This window comes from Nostoc sp. MG11 (assembly GCF_014904695.1).
Taxonomy (GTDB): Bacteria; Cyanobacteriota; Cyanobacteriia; order Cyanobacteriales; family Nostocaceae; genus Komarekiella.
In genome coordinates, this window is record NZ_JACXXN010000002.1 from 505,300 (window position 1) to 520,649 (window position 15,350).

General features: G+C 39.3%; 20 protein-coding genes and 1 pseudogene. 10 read left to right on the top strand and 11 right to left on the bottom strand.

Going from position 1 to position 15,350, the window contains the following annotated elements:
• Positions 1 to 249: 249 nt before the first annotated feature.
• The 4 genes from HCR01_RS04810 (at position 250) to HCR01_RS04825 (ending at position 3,002) form a co-directional block, all read left to right on the top strand.
• Positions 250 to 750, top strand: a complete 501-nt coding sequence (locus HCR01_RS04810) for a glycine-rich domain-containing protein (protein WP_193195001.1) — start codon at positions 250 to 252, stop codon at positions 748 to 750.
• 74 nt (positions 751 to 824) lie between these two features.
• Complete coding sequence (locus tag HCR01_RS04815) at positions 825 to 1,616, top strand: hypothetical protein (protein ID WP_193195003.1); 792 nt, start codon at positions 825 to 827, stop codon at positions 1,614 to 1,616.
• A 93-nt stretch (positions 1,617 to 1,709) separates the two neighbouring features.
• Positions 1,710 to 2,546 (top strand): SWIM zinc finger family protein, encoded by an 837-nt coding sequence (locus HCR01_RS04820; protein ID WP_193195005.1) that lies wholly within the window; start codon positions 1,710 to 1,712, stop codon positions 2,544 to 2,546.
• 156 nt (positions 2,547 to 2,702) lie between these two features.
• A complete protein-coding gene (locus tag HCR01_RS04825; RefSeq protein WP_162396755.1) occupies positions 2,703 to 3,002 on the top strand; it encodes a CU044_2847 family protein in 300 nt (99 codons plus the stop codon).
• 137 nt (positions 3,003 to 3,139) lie between these two features.
• On the opposite strand, the gene HCR01_RS04830 is transcribed toward HCR01_RS04825, so the two are convergent.
• The gene (locus HCR01_RS04830; protein ID WP_162396754.1) at positions 3,140 to 3,325 is read right to left on the bottom strand and encodes a PCP reductase family protein; all 186 of its coding nucleotides are present in this window, start codon (positions 3,323 to 3,325) and stop codon (positions 3,140 to 3,142) included.
• Positions 3,326 to 4,031: 706 nt separating this feature from the next.
• Here HCR01_RS04830 and HCR01_RS04835 point away from each other — a divergent pair.
• Complete coding sequence (locus tag HCR01_RS04835) at positions 4,032 to 4,472, top strand: hypothetical protein (protein ID WP_193195007.1); 441 nt, start codon at positions 4,032 to 4,034, stop codon at positions 4,470 to 4,472.
• A 648-nt stretch (positions 4,473 to 5,120) separates the two neighbouring features.
• Here the strand turns inward: HCR01_RS04835 and HCR01_RS04840 are convergent.
• Positions 5,121 to 5,555: a hypothetical protein gene (locus HCR01_RS04840; protein WP_193195009.1), complete on the bottom strand. Its 435-nt coding sequence runs from the start codon at positions 5,553 to 5,555 to the stop codon at positions 5,121 to 5,123.
• A 117-nt stretch (positions 5,556 to 5,672) separates the two neighbouring features.
• A complete protein-coding gene (locus tag HCR01_RS04845) occupies positions 5,673 to 6,542 on the bottom strand; it encodes a zinc metalloprotease HtpX (RefSeq protein ID WP_193195011.1) in 870 nt (289 codons plus the stop codon).
• Between the two features lie 334 nt (positions 6,543 to 6,876).
• Between HCR01_RS04845 and HCR01_RS04850 the strand changes: the two genes are divergently transcribed.
• Positions 6,877 to 7,338: a peroxiredoxin gene (locus tag HCR01_RS04850; RefSeq protein ID WP_193195013.1), complete on the top strand. Its 462-nt coding sequence runs from the start codon at positions 6,877 to 6,879 to the stop codon at positions 7,336 to 7,338.
• A gap of 105 nt (positions 7,339 to 7,443) precedes the next feature.
• Here HCR01_RS04850 and hpf read toward each other — a convergent pair whose 3' ends face one another.
• Entirely contained in the window at positions 7,444 to 8,094 is a 651-nt protein-coding gene (hpf, locus tag HCR01_RS04855; RefSeq protein WP_193195015.1) for a ribosome hibernation-promoting factor, HPF/YfiA family, read from the bottom strand.
• 637 nt (positions 8,095 to 8,731) lie between these two features.
• Between hpf and lipB the strand changes: the two genes are divergently transcribed.
• Positions 8,732 to 9,394: a lipoyl(octanoyl) transferase LipB gene (lipB, locus tag HCR01_RS04860; protein WP_226889116.1), complete on the top strand. Its 663-nt coding sequence runs from the start codon at positions 8,732 to 8,734 to the stop codon at positions 9,392 to 9,394.
• Positions 9,395 to 9,546: 152 nt separating this feature from the next.
• Here lipB and HCR01_RS04865 read toward each other — a convergent pair whose 3' ends face one another.
• The 7 genes and pseudogenes from HCR01_RS04865 to HCR01_RS04895 all read right to left on the bottom strand — a co-directional run bounded on the left by HCR01_RS04865 (position 9,547) and on the right by HCR01_RS04895 (position 14,695).
• Positions 9,547 to 9,921: a hypothetical protein gene (locus tag HCR01_RS04865; RefSeq protein WP_193195017.1), complete on the bottom strand. Its 375-nt coding sequence runs from the start codon at positions 9,919 to 9,921 to the stop codon at positions 9,547 to 9,549.
• Positions 9,922 to 10,150: 229 nt separating this feature from the next.
• Positions 10,151 to 10,588, bottom strand: coding sequence for a secondary thiamine-phosphate synthase enzyme YjbQ (locus tag HCR01_RS04870; protein ID WP_193195019.1), 438 nt, complete (start codon positions 10,586 to 10,588; stop codon positions 10,151 to 10,153).
• Between the two features lie 89 nt (positions 10,589 to 10,677).
• Entirely contained in the window at positions 10,678 to 11,847 is a 1,170-nt protein-coding gene (locus HCR01_RS04875) for a pyridoxal phosphate-dependent aminotransferase (RefSeq protein WP_193195021.1), read from the bottom strand.
• Between the two features lie 75 nt (positions 11,848 to 11,922).
• Positions 11,923 to 12,135 (bottom strand): type II toxin-antitoxin system RelE family toxin, encoded by a 213-nt coding sequence (locus HCR01_RS04880; RefSeq protein WP_226889117.1) that lies wholly within the window; start codon positions 12,133 to 12,135, stop codon positions 11,923 to 11,925.
• A 5-nt stretch (positions 12,136 to 12,140) separates the two neighbouring features.
• Positions 12,141 to 13,523, bottom strand: coding sequence for a cytochrome P450 (locus HCR01_RS04885; protein ID WP_193195025.1), 1,383 nt, complete (start codon positions 13,521 to 13,523; stop codon positions 12,141 to 12,143).
• 86 nt (positions 13,524 to 13,609) lie between these two features.
• Positions 13,610 to 14,176 (bottom strand): 3'-5' exonuclease, encoded by a 567-nt coding sequence (locus tag HCR01_RS04890; protein ID WP_193195028.1) that lies wholly within the window; start codon positions 14,174 to 14,176, stop codon positions 13,610 to 13,612.
• A 33-nt stretch (positions 14,177 to 14,209) separates the two neighbouring features.
• Positions 14,210 to 14,695, bottom strand: a pseudogene (locus HCR01_RS04895) (hypothetical protein).
• 153 nt (positions 14,696 to 14,848) lie between these two features.
• Here HCR01_RS04895 and petN point away from each other — a divergent pair.
• The 3 genes from petN (at position 14,849) to HCR01_RS39840 (ending at position 15,343) form a co-directional block, all read left to right on the top strand.
• Positions 14,849 to 14,938, top strand: coding sequence for a cytochrome b6-f complex subunit PetN (petN, locus tag HCR01_RS04900; protein WP_010998401.1), 90 nt, complete (start codon positions 14,849 to 14,851; stop codon positions 14,936 to 14,938).
• A 4-nt stretch (positions 14,939 to 14,942) separates the two neighbouring features.
• A complete protein-coding gene (locus tag HCR01_RS04905) occupies positions 14,943 to 15,107 on the top strand; it encodes a hypothetical protein (protein ID WP_193195030.1) in 165 nt (54 codons plus the stop codon).
• Positions 15,108 to 15,220: 113 nt separating this feature from the next.
• Positions 15,221 to 15,343 carry a hypothetical protein gene (locus tag HCR01_RS39840; RefSeq protein WP_264299879.1) on the top strand — a complete coding sequence of 41 codons (123 nt, stop codon included), beginning with the start codon at positions 15,221 to 15,223 and terminating at the stop codon, positions 15,341 to 15,343.
• Positions 15,344 to 15,350: the final 7 nt, after the last annotated feature.

Consider the following 15,350-nt stretch of genomic DNA (forward strand, 5'->3'; position numbering starts at 1 on the left):
ATTTTTAAAACCTTCATCAATTAGAACAATTGTCTATCAGTTGCTTTGTTGGCAACTGAACAAGGGTTTCATCCTCTGGTTTTCCAGGCAGGTATTTTTGCATAGTTGCTATACTCTGCCTCCAGTATCACACTTGTCAATATCTCCTGATCTGAATTCTCACAAGAAACGTAAAGTGTGATTGACAGCAGAAAATCAATCTACTTGCACAAGGTATAATTAATATATCAAATTTGTCAGGTATGTTTTATGTTGGGAACAAGTATTAATAATGAATCCAAACGCGCACTCTTGCCTAAGTTTGAGAATCTTGATTTGGAATCAATAATTATTAAGCTAACTCATCCGAAAGATGTTCATAAGTGGAGCCGAGAAAAAGCAGAATATGCAGTTTCTCAATATAAGAAATTCCTTTTTTTAAATGCTTTATATCCTGAGCAAGAACTAGTACCTACAAAGGAAATTGATAATGTTTGGCATGTTCATATTCTTGACACTGAGAAATATCGGAATGATTGCCAATATTTATTCGGTCGATTCTTAGATCATTATCCCTATTCTGGGCTAAGAGGGCAGCAGGATGAAAAAGAGCATCTTAAGAAATTTGAATTGAGTCAAACTCTTTTTCAAGAACTTTTTCCATCAGATAATGTAAAGTTTGATAAAATTCCAGCACATTCTTCTAGGACTTCATCTGCAAGTTTTAAGTCAGTTACACTAGCATATTCCTCTTCTAACCGTTCTAGTTAGTTCGATTTTAGGAATGAATTTTTCATTTTATCTTCATGTCATCTTGAATCTTGACTTCTAGCTGCGGAACGTTAATGCCTCAAAATAATAATCATAGATACGATAATCCATTAAGTAACTTTGCAACTTATTTCACTCCAACATCCGTAGTATTTACTATTGGTTTAATACTTTTAACTGTCGGTTTGTTTACTCAAAATACTTTAGGTTTCTGGTCGCAACTACTATCAACAACTGGGTCGGCACTGTTAGCTAGCTGGGTTTCAGTTATCTATGATCGAGATTCACTGGTTAACCGCTTGGAGAATATGTTCAAGATCAAGGCTTTCTCTGAACAGGGTTTTCGGAGGGTACACGAACAGATGGATTTCGGTAGCATTTTTCGCATTGCAAAGAATGGAGATACGGTGTATTGGCATGATACCTACTGCTCACTTCGTAAAGGGTACCTTGAAGACGTAAAGAATGCTCTGCAAGAAGGAGTTAAGATCCATATTCTTGCAATAGATCCTGATTGTCCTAATGCTACTCATAGATCTAATGAGATGGATGAAGGTCAAGCCTGGGTTGTAGGACTTCGAGACTTCATTACCGCAATGCGTAACTTAAGAAACGATCCAAGCTATGGGCATAATCTAGAATTAAGAATTTATGATGGGCTTACTTGCGTGCCTTTTTATATCTTATTTGATAGAAGAAAAGATACTCCTAAACTAGGTTATTATTCTATTTTTCTCAACGACCATACAGCTGACTGTACACATTTTGAAATTGTGGAAGGCAAAGACTTTAGTCGAGGAAGAGGATTACTAACAAATTTTGTTGAGTATTTTAAAAAAAAATGGGATGTAAGCAGAAGTGTCTAAACTAAAAAATGTCAAAATTTTAATTTTGATAATATAAAATACCAGATAGGTTAGCATTTTTCCACTAATTTATTTAATCAAATAAGAAAAAATATGACTAATTTTACTCTTCAGTCAAGCCGAGAATGGTGGTCACAACGATGGCTTGATTTGCTAGATTCTTATCGATTTAAAAAGCGTTTGGAACGTGCTAGAAACTATGCTCGTCAGGGAAATGTCTTGAGTATCGAGTTTAAAGGTGCAAAAGTCTTAGCGAGAGTACAAGGTAGTGAAGCAGAACCTTATAAAGTTTCCCTTTCTCTTGATCCTTTTAGTGATGAACAGTGGGGTTATGTAATTGAAACAATGTCCCATAAAGTAACTTTTGCTGCTAAGCTGCTGGCAGGGGAAATGCCACAAAATATAGAAGAAGTGTTTACAGCGAATGGTCTTTCTTTATTTCCTTTTACTCTCTCTGATATCCACAGTAAATGCTCATGTCCTGATAAAGCAAATCCTTGTAAACACGTTGGTGCTATTTACTATCAGTTAGGCGATCGCTTCAGTGAAGATCCATTTGTACTATTTCAATTGCGTGGACGCACGAAAGAGCAAATTATTAGTGATTTACGAAATTTACGTAGTGCCAAGGTTGAAGCTCACACTATTGAAACCTCTGAAGTTCAACAGTTAGTTCCCAACAACCAATACACAGTAACAATTGACGCTTTCTGGCAATATAACGAGCCACTAGAGTCATCCTTGGTAGTAATTGCACCGTCGAGTAGCGAGACAATATTAGACGTATTGGGAGCGATTCCTTTGGCGAAAGAGGCAGAACATGCCGTAAATTTAAATTCTGGTGATGTGGTAATGAACTATTTGGATGTAGTTTACAAAGATGTTAGTCAGAAGGCTTTTTTGGCAGCCATGAACGTGGAAGGAAGTTGACTAGGTAAATTCAGCTAATTTCCTGGTTATCCCTGCTTAACATCAGGCATGGGATGCTTATGTACAATAGGAAACTGAGACTGCCTGAAAATTTAAAGTTGTATTTATTACTAGTGATTGAATGTTATAAAAGCAGAGTAATCCAGTCAAATCAACATGGAACTCCAAACTAGAATTATTTCGGTAGAACTTGCTGATGGTACACATGTCCGAGTTGAAGCTACACTAATCGGCGAACGCAAAATAAATTTTCAAACCCAACCTTTTAACGAAGTAACCGTTGCGATAGAATCTCTTACCAAGGAAATTGCAGAGATAGTACACAAAGCTAAGCCAGATAAAGCAAGTGTAAAATTTGGTATAGAAATTTGTATTGAATCGGGTAAGCTCATACCTTTACTAGTCAAAGGTACTTCCACTGCCAATCTGGAAATTACCTTAGAATGGGGTCACTAGCTACTTAATAAAACATCTTGCCCATAATCTCGGCGGATTAGTCATTTGTGTTTAGATGTAGATACCATACTTATGTAGAAATATCTAAAAAGTCTAACAGAGCCAACCGAGTAATCTAAGTAACTATCCGAAATATTTCACTGTCCAAACTCAAGCCTAGCCTGTTCCACTAAATCGGCTGTCACAATTTCTTGCTCTGCTTGACGAGCAAGCTGCTCAATTCGGGCTTTAGCTTGAGAACGAACAAAAAAGGGAATACTTTTCAACTTTGTTTTAGCTTCAGATGTCCATTGCAAAGCATCTGTAAAATTAGATTCGCTCATATACTCATACCCCTAGGTAGCTATGATTTTGTCTGACCCAATTTTGATTTTTTCGGTTCAGTTACCGCAGACAAACGCTTGCTCTATAGGTTGAACGCTGCTTATTAACACTTTAATTGGTTTCGCAACTTTGAGACAATAGTTATGTAAACAAATGTGATGGGTAAATTTTCCATTGGCTTTTGGCTTTGTTAATTATACGCTCTTGTTGAGTATTGATCTCATTCGTGGCTCTTTGAGCAATTTGCTCGTTTCCCTCACTTGAGAATCATCACCAATCTCCTCGACATTTTCAAGTTAGTTTACTGAGCAAGCATACACTCCCAGTGGCTTTGAATTTTATGCGATCGCCAAAAATGCCGATTTAGTATCAAATTGAAGCAAAATACTCAGTAGCAAAAGTAAAATTTTTGTCAATACAAATACATAAGTTACTTAATTATGACAGCAAATCGTATCAATTTCTCTGATTGATTCACAAGTTTAATGCTTACTGATTTCAAAAAGAGCGATAATTATTGTTGCGATACTTTTCTGATAAACCGAGATTAACCTAGCTGCTCTTTTGCAGGGGATATAGCCTTCTTTGCAAAAGAGTAGTGGAGTGTAGGTCAGATGTGAGAGTAACTAACAGAAATGTATTAATTTTTAGTGTGTATTTGATTCAGGCAATTTTTTGAGAGCAGTTACACAAAAGGAGGTTGAGATGAGCCGTCTTCTTCATGAAAAATCAGTCTCATATAAAGGATACCTCATCATTCCATTTATTTTTGGCAAAGCAGATAATTACGAAATTTATTCGTATAGATTGCTAGCAGAAATTGGGCAAAAAAGCCAATTTCACAAAGCAGAAAATCCAGCAAGAATCTATGGCAGCAGTATTAGCAATATCGTTGATATTGCCAAAGAACATATTGAAAAAAATTTAGAATTTAGTAGCCAAAGGGATAATTTTAAATCACGATATATTTACCGCAATAATTTGATTATTGTCTTCCAAGAAGCAGGTAAATATTTTTACGATCATTATCCACCAGAATTATTGAATAATATTGCTGCACCCAAATTATTCACATCTGAATACGAATGTCTAAGTTGGATTAAGCAAGGACTTGATGGACGATATACACGGCAAAGAGCAAGATAAAGGTTTGTATTTGATTTGACTTGGAATGGCTTGGTTGGTTGTAAGAATAGTTTATCTGCAATGATGAATGCGCTTGAATCCAGCCAAGCCATAATTTACAGCATGTTTTCAGGTAGTTGAATCACAAATCGAGCCAGCCATGCAAAAGTTCAGTTTTTGCCTCGTTACTAATCAAATAAAATCAAATAAAAAGTAAAATTGTAAGAGTTAAAAAAAAGAATTTAAGTTAAATTTAACTATTTAAATTCTTGTCATGTTTTATACATGAGTGTTTTTTTTGAAGATTTCCCAGATTTTCAAAAGTGCGAACCAGTTGCGACCCCAATAACTATCCCAGTGCGACAACATTAGTTGAAGAGTGTAGTAAACTTTTGCCCCTGATTTCCAAGTTTCAGGGCTTAGGGTAATACCAAGTTGTAATTGCTTGTCATTCTGAGCGGAGCGAGGAATCTCAGAGATACTGAGCGAAACGCAGTCTAGCGAAATATGACAAAATACTATCTTTCCCAACTTGGTATAAGCGGTTCTCAATCGGGTTTAACACAAATATTTATAGGGGCGTACACTTAGTTGTGCGCCCCTAATGTATAATCGATACAATCAAGAATTGCTCCTCACAAGAATTATATTTTCTGGACTCTCCATATCTTAAAGTTGAGAGCGAGGAGCATTGAAGGCTTCCCAAGCGGCTTTAGTAGCATTTTGAAGACGAAGGCTGAAGTCTACTACTTCTTTCATCAGCAAGTACCAGTTTTTCTCAGCTTCATCCTGCATTACTGCCCAAGCATATTCCAGGCGATGATCTCGTTCAATAAGTTTCCTCCCTTCAATTGCTTCCCGTGCTTGACGCACAGCTTTCAAATATGTTTCACGGGTAAGAGTACCTGCTGATTTTGCCTCAGCTTGAGCGCGTCTTTTTAACGCTTCAATGAGCGCTTTGGTTTCGCGCTTAACTTCATCCGTCTCACCTGCCATTTCGGTTTCTACCATTTCATCAGTTTGAGAACTGATTTCTACTACTACTATGGATTCGGTGGATTCGATTATTGTGGTTTCAATGGGTTCGATGTTGTTAGCATTCATAAGTTGAAATATCCTTATTGCAAAGCTGACTATCGAATGAAAACTGCATCCTGAATTGATTAGTTAAGAGTCAAGGGTCAATAGTCAAAATCAATTACTTTTGACCTTGAACTTTTTTTAATAAGCTGTAGTTGGCAGTTGTTGCTCTAATTTTAACAATGCTGCAACTCGTGCTTCAGTGGCAGGATGACTGGAAAATAAGTTACCCAGAAATTGGCCAGAGATGGGATTGATAATTAATAACGGCTCAAATGCTGGGTTGGCATTTAGAGGTAACTGTTTTGCTGTAGCTTCTAACCGTTGTAATGCCTGAGCTAAAGCACGGGGATTACCAGTTAATCTAGCAGAACCAGCATCAGCGGAGAATTCTCGTGTGCGAGAAATTGCTAGCTGAATGATTGTGGCAGCTAATGGCGCAAGTATTACCGTTAATAGAATACCTAAAGGATTTCCGCCTCTATTGTCATTTCGTGAACCACCACCAAACCATAAGCTGTAGCTGACCATTTGGGCTAAGAATGAAATAGCACCAGCGACAGTAGCAGCAACGGCTTGTGTCAGGGTATCACGATTAATAATATGGGTAAGTTCGTGAGCAATAACGCCTTCGAGTTCGTCCTCTGGTAGTATATTCAAAATGCCTTCGGTGACAGCTATAGCAGCGTGTTCTGGGTCGCGCCCCGTAGCGAAAGCGTTGGCAGTTTGACTAGGAACAATATAAACTCCTGGCATGGGGATATTGGCACGCTGAGACAATCTCTGCACCATTCGATATAGTCCCGGCGCTTGACTTTCGCTTACAGGCTGGGCGCGGTAAACTGATAGTGCAATTTTATCTGATTGATACCAAGAAAATAGGTTTGTTACTGCTGCTAAACCAATTCCTACAATCAAACCACCAGTACCGCCAATTATCCAATAACTAATCGCAATCAATAAGCCACTGAGTGCAGCTAGCAAAGCTACCGTTTTCAATTGATTTGCCATATTTTCGCTCTCCTGCTAATGCTGTGTAGATTTTTTAAGCTTTTCTAAACAACAGCATTACTTAAGCTACACCTTGATTGTATCTAGCTAAACTCAGATATATAGTGCAGAAAACCTGTATGATGAGTACGGTTTTCCTACTTAACTTTTGGAAACACTATCTAGTAATATATAAGTTTCTTTTTAAGAAAATCTCTCTATGGCTATTAATTGAGTAGCGGTATCTAAGCCTAAAGTGTGAACTTATTGCTTGAGATTTTTGAGCATCTAGTGAATGCTACAGTGACAAATAATTAGTTAATCTACCTTTATTAAATAATCACCACTATTTGTTATGCAAGTCAAAGTTGGGGATACCGCTCCTAATTTCAGCCTTCCTGCCCAAAACGGTTCAACAGTTAGCCTCCAAGATTTTCGTGGCAAAAAAGCTGTTGTCCTATATTTTTACCCCAAGGACGACACACCTGGATGTACAACAGAATCTTGTGCCTTTCGGGATCAGTATGAAGTATTTAAAACCGCTGACGCTGAAGTTATTGGTGTAAGTGCAGACTCCAGCGAATCTCACCAGCGATTTGCCGCAAAGCACCAGCTACCATTTACCCTCTTGAGTGACAAAGGCGACCAAGTACGCAAGCTTTACGGTGCAACAGCAGCTTTTGGTTTGTTCCCTGGTCGTGTTACTTACGTTATTGACCAAGAGGGAATTGTGCAATACGTATTTGATTCAATGTTTAACTTTAAAGGTCATGTTGAGGAAGCGCTGAAAACGTTGCAGCAGCTTGCGGCCAAGTAGGGGATAGAGTTTATGGCATGGAGCATTGGAGAAAGGGGAAAACCATCCCCTTTCCCTTTAACCTTTAACTTTTTGCCCCTCTTAAGAGTCCTTAATCCTCAGTCCCTATTTATTCGAGTGCGATTTTTCTGGCATGACAATATTGGCTTGGGCTGACTTGCCATTCTTGCCGTTAGCATGACCGTTAGCGTTGCGGGGTTGAATCACACCATAACCGCCGTGGTTGCGTTCGTAGATTACATTAATCTCGCCAGTTTCAGAATTGCGGAACATGTAAAAGTCATGTCCTACTAGTTGCAGTTGTTCTAAGGCTTCTGCAACAGTCATTGGAGGCATGGAAAAATACTTTGTGCGGACAACCTCGTTAGGTAGTTCGGGGGTGCGATCGCCAATTAAATCTGTTACCATCGACTCCACAACGACTACTTCATTCGTTGGTTGGGCATGAGTTTTCTGCTCTTGACGCCGTTCTTTATATTTACGCAGTTGACGGGCAATTTTATCTGCAACCAAGTCAATGCTGGCGTATAAGTTTTCGCTGCTTTCCTCGGCACGGATGACGCTACCATTGGCATAAATCGTTACTTCAGCCGCTTGTCTAGGATTAATTCGAGGATTGCGGGCTACGCTAAGATGCACATCCACTTCATTTGTGATGTTCTGAAAGTGATTAACTGCTTTTTCAATTTTTTGATGCACATACTCCCGAATCGCCTCGGTAATTTCTATATTTTTGCCGTGGATGACAAGCTTCATGTAAACTCTCCCGCTGAATATTTGATGTGTGAATTTGCTTTGTATGAAAAGAAGTTGCGGTAAGGTCTATCAATGCCGCCAAAACAAATTGTGAATTATTTTTATGTACTGCTGGTACGCTGTCTCTAAGGCTTGCTGCATCTGGTTTTTGTTAAGTATACCGTCGATTTATCTTCTGATCTCTGCGCTGCTTTCCAATTGGTTGCAAGGCAATTGAATGTCTACGCAGAAATTTAGATGAGGTAGTCTGAGCAGTAGCTCCCGTGACTACTTTTTTCTCTAAGTAACGCTTAAACAACTGTTGGTGGTTGATTCTGTGTTCCAAGAAATCCGCTCGCTGTTGATAAAGAACACAAGTCTTTGGGGAATGTTTGATCCTGTGAGATGCAAACAATAATATTAGAGTCATCAGCCAGTGCATTCATTCTTATTGTCTTGGCGTGATGCTGATTGCAGAGAATTCCTCCCAACACCTATTGAGGTTATATATTCAAGCTAGCACTTTGTGTTTTCTAATGCTAATTCCCTTGACTTTCCTTTAAAATCCTTTGCATAGCTTGACATTTGTTGACCTTAGCCTTGCGAGTTGAAATATATTTCTTCCCGATACTAGTTGATTTTTGGCATTATCCATAGTATGAAAACGTACCAAAACCGTTGTCTGTTATATAACCAGGGACTAATGCCTTACTTAAATGCTCATGCATGGCAGCGATCGCTTCTCGCCGAGCGTATTAAGAACCCCAGTTTAAATGACGTGTTAATCTTGCTAGAGCATCCACCTGTCTACACTTTAGGACAGGGAGCAAGCCCAGAATTTCTTAAATTTGAGATTGACAAAAGTAGTTATGATGTGCATCGAGTTGAAAGAGGCGGCGAAGTCACTTACCATTGTCCTGGTCAACTCGTGGGGTATCCGATTTTAAATCTGCAACGTTATCGTCAAGACCTCCACTGGTACTTACGGCAACTCGAAGAAGTATTAATTCGCGTACTGGCAATTTACGGGTTAAAAGGAGAAAGAATTCCGGCTTTTACTGGTGTTTGGTTACAAGGGCGCAAAGTTGCCGCTATTGGTATTAAAGTTAGCCGTTGGATTACCATGCACGGCTTTGCATTAAATGTGTGTCCAGACATGAAAGGCTTTGAGCAAATTGTACCGTGTGGCATTTCTGATAAACCTATAGGCAGTTTAGCTGAATGGATTCCAGGTATCACTTGCCAAGAAGTACGTTCTTATGTAGCTAAGTCTTTTGCAGAAGTGTTTGATATGGAATTAATTGAACCGCAGTCTGAATAATTTTTTCGGTGTGAATGAAAGGAGTCAGGAGACAAGAGTTAGGATATCCTTACCTACTTAAAAGGACAAGGTTCAAATATTGAACTAGAGTAAGTTTGCCGATTCAGCTCATAAAGCAATACGGTTGGTTTTAGAGCCAACCATATTGGATTTTAAGCTTTACGTTTTGATTGCTTAGGTGTAGTGCTGATACCAGACGGATTTCCGTAAGCATCACTTGCCTTTAGTTGTTGAAGTTTCATCCGCACCTCATGATCATCAGTACTAACAATTGTTTCTAAATTCGCTATTCTTTGTTTTAACAGTTCTACTTGCTGCTGTTGCAAATATTTAGTTTGTAATCTTTTTTCATCAGAACGCCAAACAGCAATCGTCGCAACGGCTGCGCCACCAATAGCAGCTAAAGGAAGAATAGAACCACTTCTAGTAACAGCAGAAAGTGGAATGCAAATTGTTAAAATGCCAACTGTAAGTCCCCAGATTCTTGTGGTAGCAGCTAACCTGATATCTTGCGATTGTTTAGCCATATATTTATGTTTGAGGAGTTATTTGCTAGATTGGCACAACTGATGACAAAAATACTTCCTACAATTGGTTTAAGTATAATTGCTTTGTTATTTGTTTTTTGTAATTATAATTACCAAGTTATTTTTTGCTACAGCAATCCTACTTGAGTTGTAAGGTTTTCATAAAGGTAGTCATTTGTCATTTGGGGCTTATTACAAATGATTTAGGACTATTTTGGGAGCTAAGATATTACTCTCCAGAAATTTGCAAAAATACAGTTCGTTTGCGAGGCCCATCCAACTCAAAAAATAATACAGATTGCCAAGTACCCAAAGCTAATGTTCCATCCACAAGGGGAATTACTTCACTTGTACTTAGCATCATTGCCATCAAGTGAGAGTGAGCATTCATGGGTTCATCTTCTGGAACATCCCTTAAATGCAGGTCATTATGCAAGTATCGCTCTGAATCAGGCGCTAATTTATGTAAGAATACCTTCACGTCCTCTAATAGTCTGGCTTCATTTTCGTTGACAGTCAAGGCTGTTGTGGTATGTCGAGAGAATACTAAAACTTGCCCATTTTTAATAGATGTTGAGGCAATAAAATCTTTGATTTGTGGTGTTATGTTATAAATATTAATTCCTTGGTCAGTTTCGATTGTGATTAACTTATTAATAATTGGCATTTATTTAAATTTAGGTTGTAAATATTGTGAAAAGTAAGTAAATTAATGCTGTATAATAATCATATATATTTAATATTTACTTATAATCGCTAACTTCTGATTATAATTTTTAGACCTTGTACTAATCTGTCTATACCTTCTTTTGCTGTCTCTTTTTGCAGTGCGCCATAGGCAACGCGTAGGTAGCATCCTTTGTCCATGCCAAAGGTTGAACCGGGAATGACTGCTATTTTATGTTCTTGAATCAGTCTTTTAACTAATTCAAAAGCATCCATCTGAGTATGAACTTTGAGGAAAAAATAGAAAGCACCATTGGCAGGGGTAATAGTACACAAGCTTTGTAAGCGGTTAAGGGATTCGAGTACTAGTTTTCGCACTTGAGCAATTGCTCCTATATTACTGTGCAAATAGTCATCTTTTGCTTGCAATGCTCCTAAAGCTGCATACTGAGAAACTACTGGCGGACAAATCAAAATCGTATCCTGGACTTTTTTAACGGCGACAAGCAGGTGTTTTGGAATCACCATATAACCGATACGCCAACTGGCAAAACCGTAAGCTTTGGAAAGGCTATAGAGGGAAATAGTGTATTCGCTGCTGCTAGCAAATGCGCCAGGAGAAACGTGTTTTACCCCGTTATAGGTAAAATATTCGTAGGCTTCATCGCTAATATGGTAAACGCCATGAGTACGACAAATTTGATTCACCTGGTGCAATGCCGTTTCTGAATACACGACTCCTGTAGGATTATTCGGCGAAATTGTCACTATTGCCCGTGTTTTCGGGGTAATTGCTTGAGCGATCGCGTCTGGACGCAGTTGGTAATTTTCGTCTGTCTCCACTAACACCGCACGACAACCCGCCATTGCGATCGCCATTTCGTGATTGAAATAATAAGGCGTATTTAGAATAATTTCATCACCTGGGGAAGTAATCGCCAGAATGGCATTCATAAACGCCATGTTGCTTCCCGCCGTGACAACAATGCAGTTTTCTTCATTGATTTCAATGCCATTGAAGGCTGACAATTTTCCTGTCAGTGCTACCAATAAAGGAGGAATTCCCTCAACTGCTTGGTAAAGATTATTTGCAGGTTCAGCAAGGAATTTGGTTAAAAACTCAATTGCTGACTGTGGTGGACTGTAAGAAACCACACCCTGTCCTAGAGAAATGGTTCCGGGAGAGTTTTTAATCAGTTCCCCAACCACAGGAATGATCGGCGATTGTACAGCTTTCATACGAGAGGTTAGAGATTCCATGCGATCGTGATACTTGAGGTAGATTTAAAAAAAGTCTGTTTCGAGATTGTGATGGTGTTGATCAATCTACAGTCACTAGAGATTCTCATAGACCTCATCATCATTGCGCTTGCCAACTCGGAAAACTTCGATTGCATCCTCTAAAATCTTATAAATAATCCGGTACTCGCCTTGATCAACTCGATATACACCTGAATATCCCTTGAGTTGCTTATAATCTTGAGGTCTAGGATCTTCTGCTAGCAGCAAAATTTTAGTCATCACCTGTTTAAAAAACTTTGGCTGCAAATTAACTACATAGTTGCCAAACTCGGAAGAGACTCTTGACGCGCCCGTTTTCCTGTAATTACCATCTGGACGCCGCGAGCAGGTGCGAGGGTAACACCTCGACGACGAGGTACTTCTAGTTGATTATCAGCTCGTGCGAGTTGATATTGTGACAGAATGCTTGCCAATACTAACTTCATTTCAAACACAGCTAAAGCCTCACCTAAACAACGACGGACACCGCCACCAAAGGGGATAAATTCATAAGGAGAAAATTGACGCTCTAAAAAACGTTCTGGTTTGAACTGCTTTGGTTCTGGATATAAATCTTCGCGCTGGTGAGTGAGATACATGCAGCCGACTACGATTGTACCAGGCTCTAAAGAATGTCCTAGTAATTCCACAGGTTCCTGTACCATCCTCGGAAATGTCAACATAGCAACTGGGTGAATCCGCAAGGTTTCATTGCAGACAGCGGTGAGGTAAGGCAACCGGAAAATGCTCATGGGGTCTGGTGAATCACCAAGAGTATCCAGTTCTTGGATGAGTTTTTCCCGGACTTCGGGTTTTTGATGAACCCAATACAATGACCAAGCCATTGCTGTTGCGGTGGTTTCATATCCAGCAAACAATAAAGTCATCAACTCATCGCGCAACTCCTGATCTGTCATTGGGTTCCCCGCTTCATCGTGAGCTGACATCAACAAAGAGAGGATATCGATCCGATCTGCATCGTTGTTTCTTCGGCGTTCAGCAATTTCAGCGTAGAGCAATTCATCAAGTTGTTGCCGATCCCGCAAAAACTTGCCCCAGGGACTCCAAGCTCCTAAATCTTTTTGCAAGAAGGGAAAAAATAGGAAACTAGAAGTGAAAGGTGAGCGAAACAGATCAGCCATGATTGCTAGTCGTTGCTTGAGTTGTTGGCTTTGTTCTCCCTCATGCACGCCAAAAACCGTCTGTAAGATGACTTGTAAGGAAATATCTTGTGTGGCGCTACGTGCAGAAAAGGGTTTATCTGTGGGTAATTGATTGAAGACTTTTTCTGTAATGTTACAAATTAACTCACCATAGCTTCGCATTCGATCGCCATGAAAAGAAGGCATTACTAGCTGTCGCCGTCGTCTATGGCGATCGCCTTCCAGCATAATAATTGAGTAGTCTCCGATTAAGGGTTGTAATATTCTGTTTTCTTTACCAAGGGCAGCAAACTTCTTGCGATCGTTAGTTAAAATTTCTTGCTGTCCTTGGGGATGGTTGACGAATACCAACTTGTTTCCAAAACCAATTACATTAGCAGTAAATAGATCAGGATATTGTTGGGCTGCACTCTCCATATATTTTACCGGATCAGCAACCCATTGGATTTTCTGAAGAAAAGAGGGGGTTTTAAGAGGATTGAGTGCTTGCATTTGATTTTTAGTTCCGAAATTATTATCAATACAGGCTAACTATGCAGTGTAGCTATCAGGCTTGCAAGCTTCATCATTCCTTTGACTCAGCTTGGTTTTTGAGTTTTCATTTGGCGGTAAATAGCTGCAATGTTGCGAGCATCATCAATACCGCGATGATGTATACCTTTTAATTCTATTCCTAATTCTTTGAGAGCTAGTGCCATACCATAGCTTTTAGATACACCAAGATATTCTGAAAATTCTTCTTTGATGTTGATGTGTTCTGAGGCAAAAGGATAAGGAACATGATGAAATGCACAATCTTGAATAAATTGCTTTTTATCGTAATTACCCCAAGAACAGAAAACATGATGGGGAAATGATGAGTAAATCCATTGTTTGAAATCAGAAATTACCTCTGGATATCGTGATGCTTGGTCAACATCTTGTTGCTTAATAGTAGTTAATTCAGTGCAAAAAGCTGTTAGCTGCGGGTGTCTCACAGGTTGGATAAATTGTTGAAACTCGGAATCAATTTCCCATGTGATTTGATTGAGCATTACTGCACCAATTTCAATAGTTTCCATTTCGTGCCTGGGAATAGTTCCATTGTTACAGCAAGTAGCTTCCAGATCGACTATCAGATAATAGTGAGATCTTTTAGTTTCCATATTAAAAAGTGGGATTGCTTAAATATAAATAATTTAGGCTGATGGAAAAGGTTTGAGCCAGCCAAGTTGAATAGCAGTATCGAGAGCGATGTCTGACGACAAGCCGCTCCGCGTCTACGCCCCGACTACAAACCACAATACACTTTCAAGAGCCAGTACTATACAAGGCAATATTGTGTCGGCATTCCAGCCAAGTTCTATCTGGGTTAATCCCCGCACCAAGCCAAAAGCTAGTACACCGCCAGCTTTGAGTTGGGGATTTTTGTCTGAACGGATGATATAGCGGTAGGTGACACCAAAAAGTAAACCAGAAAAACAAGCAACTACACCACTTACCCACCAGTGCCAATTAACGCCAGTTTGCAGATTTGCGAGTGTCTGAAAATACTTCGCCAGTACTAAATCATTCACCAAACTGGTAATGATGAAGGCGAAACATAGAGATAAACCCCCGATAATTCCAGCTTTGAGGGATTCGAGGCGTTCTGCCATTAGTTGAATATCTGACGTTCCATTCATTTGACATCTCGTATTTATTTAAAGAATGGGAATAGAGGATTAAAGATGAAAAAAATTGCCCAGTACCCAATTCACAATACTCAATCCCCAGTACCCAATCCCCAGTATGATAAATATTAGAGACGTTTTGTAAATGAATTCAAAATTGGGACTATGGCAATATTGACACTGGGTTGGGTATCACTGTTAGTTGTGTTCACTTGGTCAATTGCAATGGTAGTTTGGGGACGTAACGGACTATAAAGGTATGGCGGAAAATCCATTCCTGAGTATTTTGGCTTTAGTTGCCGTAGTGCTGCTGGTAGTAGTTACTGGTGGTATTGGTTATTTGACGCTGGCAGATTGGCGCGATCGCCGACGTCTAGAACAAGAAAAACGCGAAACACGACGCAGCACTCCTAAGCGGCGATAATTCGCCCGCGGTTACACAATCTTTTGTAGGGACATGATAATATTGTGTCCCTACACTATTTTATTTACTACTAAAAAGCAGGTGATTTTCATGCCTACTTTAAAAGACAACAAATGACCATACAGCTACAACTGAAACCAGAGATAGAGGCTCGTCTCATTGCTGAAGCTGCTGCACAAGGTTTATCGGTAGAAAATTATCTGGCATCTCTGATTGAAGACACTTTAACTAGCTAGGATTAAT